We start from the raw sequence: 6,447 nt of genomic DNA, 5'->3' as shown, positions 1-6,447 counted from the left end.
ATACCTGACAAATCTTCCAATACAAAGAGAGTGTGCTTTGGGTTGTTTTCAACGAGTGCCTTCGATACCTGATGGTTAATATCCTGCATCCAACGGTTTTCTCGCTGACCGATAGCTTTCAGTCTTCGTCTTGAGGATGGCGTATGTCGCATTTGAAGTTCCTTACGAAGCTTGGAATAGTTGGCACGTTTCTGCTTAATAGCTTTACCACTAACAAATCCAGACTTATGTTTGCTGTCATAAGTTGCAACAACAAAGTTAATACCTCTGTCAATACCTACAACGTTGCAGATGTCAGAAATATTACTTTCTTCAACCTCATAGGTAACTGGTATATGCAGATAGTATTTACCATGCTTACTTACAAGTCTGGCAGTACCAAACTTATAAATCGTATGATTGAAATACTTAGACATTCCATCTGAAAAATAAGATAACTTCACACGACCATTAAGTGTATTGATTGAAAAACAGTTTTGAGTCAAAGAATAATCTCTGTTCCATACCAGATCATACTGAGGTTTTTTGAACGATGGCTTAATCCACTCATTCTGATTTTTAAGAATGGTCTTATATCTGGCGATAACAGTCTTCAAAACAGACTGAGCCATCTGCGATTTAAGGTTAAACTTTTCTCGTAATGTAGAATACAAAGCTTTATTAAGTGAAAACTGCTTTAAGTCATGAGTGCGGAATACATAGTCTGAAACATAATTACAGGCATTACGATAAACAGACATAGTCTCATCAAGCAAAACCTTATCTGTTTCTGCAACGATTATTTGAATTTTAGCTGTAATAGTCATCTGTTCCATAGATGTACTCCTTTCATAGATATTTCACTATATATTATATATAATTTATAGCAAAATATCTATATTTTGAGGCGAACTATGGATAATAGATACAATCGTCATAACAGACAAAAATACAGTCTGAAAGTACATATAGTTCTAGTAACCAAATACCGTAAGCAACTACTAAAAGGCTCTATTACTGATGATGTGAAACAAGAGATTCTCGATATAGCTAATACTCGTGGCTACGAAATTATTGCGATAGAAACTGACAAAGACCATATGCCTTTCTTATTAAGTTACGATACAGCAGATCGAGTTTGCGATATTGTCAAAATTGTAAAGCAGGAAACAACATACCACTTATGGCAAAAGATAGTACGGTCTTATTTAAACAGTATTCGAAGAAAAAAACATTTTGGTCAGATGGTTATTTTGCTTGCAGCATTGGAGAAGTCTCATCAGCAACTAAACAAAAATATATTGAAAGTCAGGGATAATAAATACGATTTACGAGGTTCCTCCCACCGCCTAAAGGCAGTGGGTTTCCGCCTATGACAAACGAAAGGATTTATTTATGAAACAATGAAAAGAAAAAGAAGATAGAGGGGGTTCTATCTTCTTTCAAACAACTTATGCTTCTCTAGCTATAAATCCATTATCATAGTCAATGACTACATGACTGTTGGCATGGATTGTACCTTTGATTATTTCTCTTGCAAGCATTGTTTCAATATGTGACTGAATATAACGCTTGATTGGACGTGCACCAAATGTGGCATCAAATGCATCTTGTGCAATTCTGTTTTCAGCTGCATCAGTGACTTCTAGAGTAATCTTCTTCTCTTCTAGACGACCTTCAAGTTCATGAATAAACTTATCAATAATCTTATAAACAACACTTGAATCAAGTGAGTTGAACATAACGATTTCATCAATACGGTTTAAGAATTCAGGTTTGAAGTGCATCTTTAATTCATTATCTACTTCTTTACGTGTTTCTTCATTGTTACCCTGTAACAAGTACTGAGAACCAATATTAGAAGTCATAATGATAATTGTATTCTTGAAGCTGACTACATTACCCTTAGAATCTGTTAAACGACCATCATCTAGAATCTGTAATAAGATATTGAAGACATCTGGATGAGCTTTTTCAATTTCATCTAATAAGACAATACTATATGGAGCACGTCTCACAGCTTCAGTTAACTGTCCACCTTCTTCATAACCTACATATCCTGGAGGAGCACCTAATAAACGAGAGACACTATATTTCTCCATATATTCACTCATATCGATACGTACGATATTCTTTTCACTATCAAAGAGCTGTTCAGCAAGTGTCTTAGCCACTTCTGTTTTACCTACACCAGTAGGACCTAGGAATAAGAATGAACCAATTGGTCTATTCTCATCATTGATACCAGCACGGCTTCTTAGTATTGCATCAGTGACTTTAGTGATGGCTTCATCCTGACCAATAACTCTTTTCTTCATAATATCTTCAAGATGTAATAGTTTTTCTTTTTCTGATTCCATTAGCTTAGAAACTGGAATATTAGTCCATCTAGAGATAACTTCAGAAATAGTATCTACAGTGACTTTTTCCTGTAATAAAGCATCATCATTTTCTTTAGCCTGATATTCTTCTATTTCTTTATTAATAGCAGGAATAGTCTGATATTTAATTTTAGAGGCTTCTTCTAGGTTACCCTGAGATTCAAACTGTGCCATCTGTGTTTCTAAACGTACTTTTTGGTTCTTTAAATCCTTGATATGATCCACCTGAGACTTTTCTGATTTCCATTGTTCAGTTAATCCAGCGATTTTTTCATTTAAAGAAGCAATTTTTTCTTTGATTTCTTCTAGTCTCTTTTCGTTATCTTCAGTTGAATCTTCTTTTTCAATAGAGATTCTTTCCATTTCTAGACGATTCTTATCACGAGTAATTGTATCTAGTTCTTCAGGCATAGAATCAATTTCCATACGTACTGAAGCACATGCTTCATCAATAAGGTCAATTGCCTTATCTGGTAAGAAACGATCTGTAATATATCGATCACTCATATGAGCCGCTGCGATAATTGCACTATCTTGGATCTGAACACCATGATGAGATTCAAATGGTTCCTTTAAACCTCTTAGAATCGCAATTGTATCATCAATATCAGGTTCTTGTACCAATACCTTCTGGAAACGTCTTTCTAAGGCTGCATCCTTTTCAATATACTGACGATATTCATCCAATGTTGTTGCACCAATACAATGTAATTCACCACGTGCTAGCATTGGTTTTAATAAGTTAGCGGCATCCATAGCACCATCTGTCTTACCTGCACCAACTAACTGATGGATTTCATCAATAAACATAATGATTTGTCCTTCAGACTTCTTAATTTCATTTAAGACAGCTTTTAATCTTTCTTCAAATTCACCACGATATTTAGCACCTGCCACAAGTGAACCTAAATCAAGCTCAAATAAAGTTTTATCTTTTAATGTTTCAGGTACATCGTTCTTAACTATACGCCAAGCAAGTCCTTCTACAATCGCAGTTTTACCTACACCTGGTTCACCAATCAAAATTGGGTTATTCTTTGTTTTACGTGATAAGATCTGAATAACACGTCTAATTTCTTCATCACGACCAATAACTGGATCAATCTTGCCATCTTTTACATCCTTGACAAGATCACGTCCATACTTTTCTAATACTTCATAATTATTTTCTGGGTTTGGAGTATCCACTTTATGTCCTCCTCTCATTTCCTTAATTACTTTTTCAACTTCTTTTTTATTTAAATTATAACGAGATACAAAGTTTTTAATAAAGGTGCTTTGCGTATTAAATAATGCAATAATAAGATGTTCTACACTCATATAGTCATCTTTATATTCTGTCTTAATTTTTTCAGCATTCGCAATCCAGCTATTGAGATCATAGCTTAAACGAAGCTGATCCTGAGTCACCTGCCCAACGCTTGGCTTCTTATTGATCTCCGCATTCAATAAATCCTGTACTTCTGGAATAGAGATATTAAGTTTTGTAAGTACTCTATAGAAAATACCAGAACTATCTTCTAATAATGCATACATGAGATGTTCAACATCAACAATCTGTTGATTAAGAGCCAACGCATTCTGAGCTGCACGTCCAAATGCTTCCTGCATTGCTTCTGTCCATTTTTCACCATTCATCGCAATCACTCCTTTAGCACTCTTCTTTCTCTTGTGCTAATGCTAGTATATCACTTTTATTAGCACTGTCAAGTGGTGAGTGCTAATTATTTGAGATTTTTTTTGCAAACCTTGATTTTACGAGGTTTGCAACACTTTTTCTTCCTTATAATCATCACTTTTTCTTGATTTGACACCATTTTGACACCAATTTTTTATTTTTGGTGTCAGCTAATTGCTACGCTTTCCAGCCTTGTGATTTCACTCTCAATTCTGGACATCTCACTTACATGGTTATATACGTCCATTGTTACATCTATATGGGCGTGTCCCATAATATATTGAAGAACTTTTACGTCTATCCTCTTTTCTGCCATTCTGGTACAAGCCGTATGTCGCATAATGTGAGCAGATACCTTTGGTAACAATTCAGCATTTCTATGTTCAGTCTTTGCAATTTGAACTTCTTTTTTGTTATATGCGTCTACAATATTATATAAGATATTGTTTATCGCATTAGGCATGAGCGGTCTGCCGGACTTCGCCATAAAAATGAATCCTTTATAACCATCTATCTCAACATCTTTTCCTTTTTGAAGCATGAAGTTTAATTTCTTTTGTTCTTCAAATGCTCTTTGTACATCTGATGTCATAGGGATAGTTCGGATTCCAGAATCTGTCTTTGGCGTGGAAATATGGAATTTATAGCCATCTCCTAAATCTTTATAAATCAACTGATGGTCAATACTTACCACTTTTGTTCTGCCATCTACATCTTCCCAAGTCAATCCAATCAGTTCTCCGCACCTTACACCTGTTCCTAACATGATTCTAAGCATTGGATAATAGGTATTGTATACTTGATTATTTTTCACAAATTCCAGCATTTTTTCCTGTTGTAAAACTGTTAAGGCAATACGTTCTTCTGCCTGTCTACCATAATCACTGATAGAAAACTTTGCCGGATTTTTGCGGATAATATCATCATCAACAGCCATTTCCAGTGCCGGATAAATCATATTGTTAATAAATTTTATTGTAGAATATGCGTATCCTGCTTTAGAAAGTTTTGAGTAAAACGATTTGATGTGTGATGGTAAAATCTGAACAACCTTGATGTTTCCAATTTCATCTTTGACACGATTCTCCCATGTTTTCAGATAATTTGCTCTAGTGGATTCTTTCAGCTCCCTAGTAGACATATATCTTTCAAACAATTTATTAAGAGTAAGTTTTTTGATTGCTCCATCCGTTAAAATGTTATCTTCCAAGTCTTTTGCAATCTGCTTTTCCTTTTCCCTTAATTCCGGTAAATCTCTTGCATATACTGTCAGACGCTTTCCGCTTCTTATATCTGTATAACGGTAACTGTATCTACCATCTTTACGCCAGCTTTCGCCCTCTCTTAATTTTCTTCCTTTATGGTCTTTTCTGCTATTTGCCATGAGAAACATTCCTTTCTGTAATAGCCCTCTTTTTGTTCTCATGACGTGGTTATGTCTGTAAATATTATACCATATATCACAAGAAACATAAATGAAAAAGGGTGTTATTCTTCCAGATATGAGAGGTAATTTTTAACTTTTTCTACCGAATAAAGAACCCTACGTCCAATCACAATTTTTGCTCCTGCCTGTTCTCCAATCTTTCTTGCAGTAGCATGACCACAAGATAACATTGCAGATAATTTATCTATATTTACCGTTATCGGCTGTGAGGTTGGTCTTTCTTTTGTTTTGTTCATCTGTCAGTCCTCCTTTTACCGACCTGTATTATCGTCATTTTCTGCACACCAGTAAAAGTATCACTCTCCTTTACCATGTGCTTTTTACAAGCAATCAGACGGCTTCGGCAAGCTCCGCTGGTATCTCAACCATTCCCATTCCTGTGGGCTGAACCGTGTCATACGGGTGTATCATTATCCTGTGTTGCAGGTCATGGCAGAACGACTTTTCCAACGGTCGCTCCCAGATCATTGCATGAATCGCTATCTCCCGATTGGAAAAGTCACGGCGTACAACCTCTGATGGCTCACTGCAAGCACAAACGTATCTGACTGCTTTATTCACTTGTCAAAGAACTGTTAGGCTCTTGTCAGCCTGTATCAATTCATTTTTACAAATGGACTGATACAAAATGGCAAGAAAAAGCGGAACAGGAAAGAGGGGAGTTTGTTAAATCATGCTCCGCTCAAAGATTATTTAATGTTCGTCTATTTCAAATTCACATATCATTTTCAAAAGGGCTTCTCTGATACGCCCCTTTAATTCCATATCAACCACAATGTATACGTTGCCGTATTCATCGTAAAACGGGCGTAAACAGCATTTTGATATGTAGGCTTCATAGAATGCAAAAGTCAATATAAAAATGTAGGTTTAGGACAATATAAGAATGTAGGTTTTCCTACATTCTTATATTGTCTTTTTAGTCTTCATCTACTATGAATTGAAGCTGATCTTTGAGTCTA

5 protein-coding genes and 1 pseudogene are annotated in these 6,447 nt (G+C 35.5%); 1 reads left to right on the top strand and 5 read right to left on the bottom strand.

Going from position 1 to position 6,447, the window contains the following annotated elements; translation table 11 throughout:
* Positions 1–815: RNA-guided endonuclease TnpB family protein (locus H8909_RS12085; RefSeq protein WP_187012998.1), on the bottom strand; the 815-nt coding region annotated here is incomplete at its 3' end.
* A 78-nt stretch (positions 816–893) separates the two neighbouring features.
* Between H8909_RS12085 and tnpA the strand changes: the two are divergent.
* Positions 894–1,297: pseudogene (gene tnpA / locus H8909_RS13890) on the top strand (IS200/IS605 family transposase).
* Between the two features lie 133 nt (positions 1,298–1,430).
* Here the strand turns inward: tnpA and clpB are convergent.
* From clpB to H8909_RS12060, 4 genes are all read right to left on the bottom strand, one after another.
* Positions 1,431–3,998 carry an ATP-dependent chaperone ClpB gene (clpB, locus tag H8909_RS12075; RefSeq protein WP_187012997.1) on the bottom strand — a complete coding sequence of 856 codons (2,568 nt, stop codon included), beginning with the start codon at positions 3,996–3,998 and terminating at the stop codon, positions 1,431–1,433.
* Positions 3,999–4,204: 206 nt separating this feature from the next.
* The gene (locus tag H8909_RS12070; protein ID WP_106987477.1) at positions 4,205–5,422 is read right to left on the bottom strand and encodes a tyrosine-type recombinase/integrase; all 1,218 of its coding nucleotides are present in this window, start codon (positions 5,420–5,422) and stop codon (positions 4,205–4,207) included.
* A gap of 104 nt (positions 5,423–5,526) precedes the next feature.
* Complete coding sequence (locus H8909_RS12065; RefSeq protein ID WP_005423220.1) at positions 5,527–5,721, bottom strand: hypothetical protein; 195 nt, start codon at positions 5,719–5,721, stop codon at positions 5,527–5,529.
* 457 nt (positions 5,722–6,178) lie between these two features.
* Positions 6,179–6,340, bottom strand: coding sequence for a helix-turn-helix domain-containing protein (locus tag H8909_RS12060; protein WP_238928290.1), 162 nt, complete (start codon positions 6,338–6,340; stop codon positions 6,179–6,181).
* Positions 6,341–6,447: the final 107 nt, after the last annotated feature.

The organism is Catenibacterium faecis (assembly GCF_014306455.1).
GTDB lineage: Bacteria > Bacillota_I > Bacilli_A > Erysipelotrichales > Coprobacillaceae > Catenibacterium > Catenibacterium mitsuoka_A.
The sequence above is the reverse complement of the archived record's forward strand: the minus strand, read 5'-3'. Positions and strand labels throughout refer to the sequence as shown.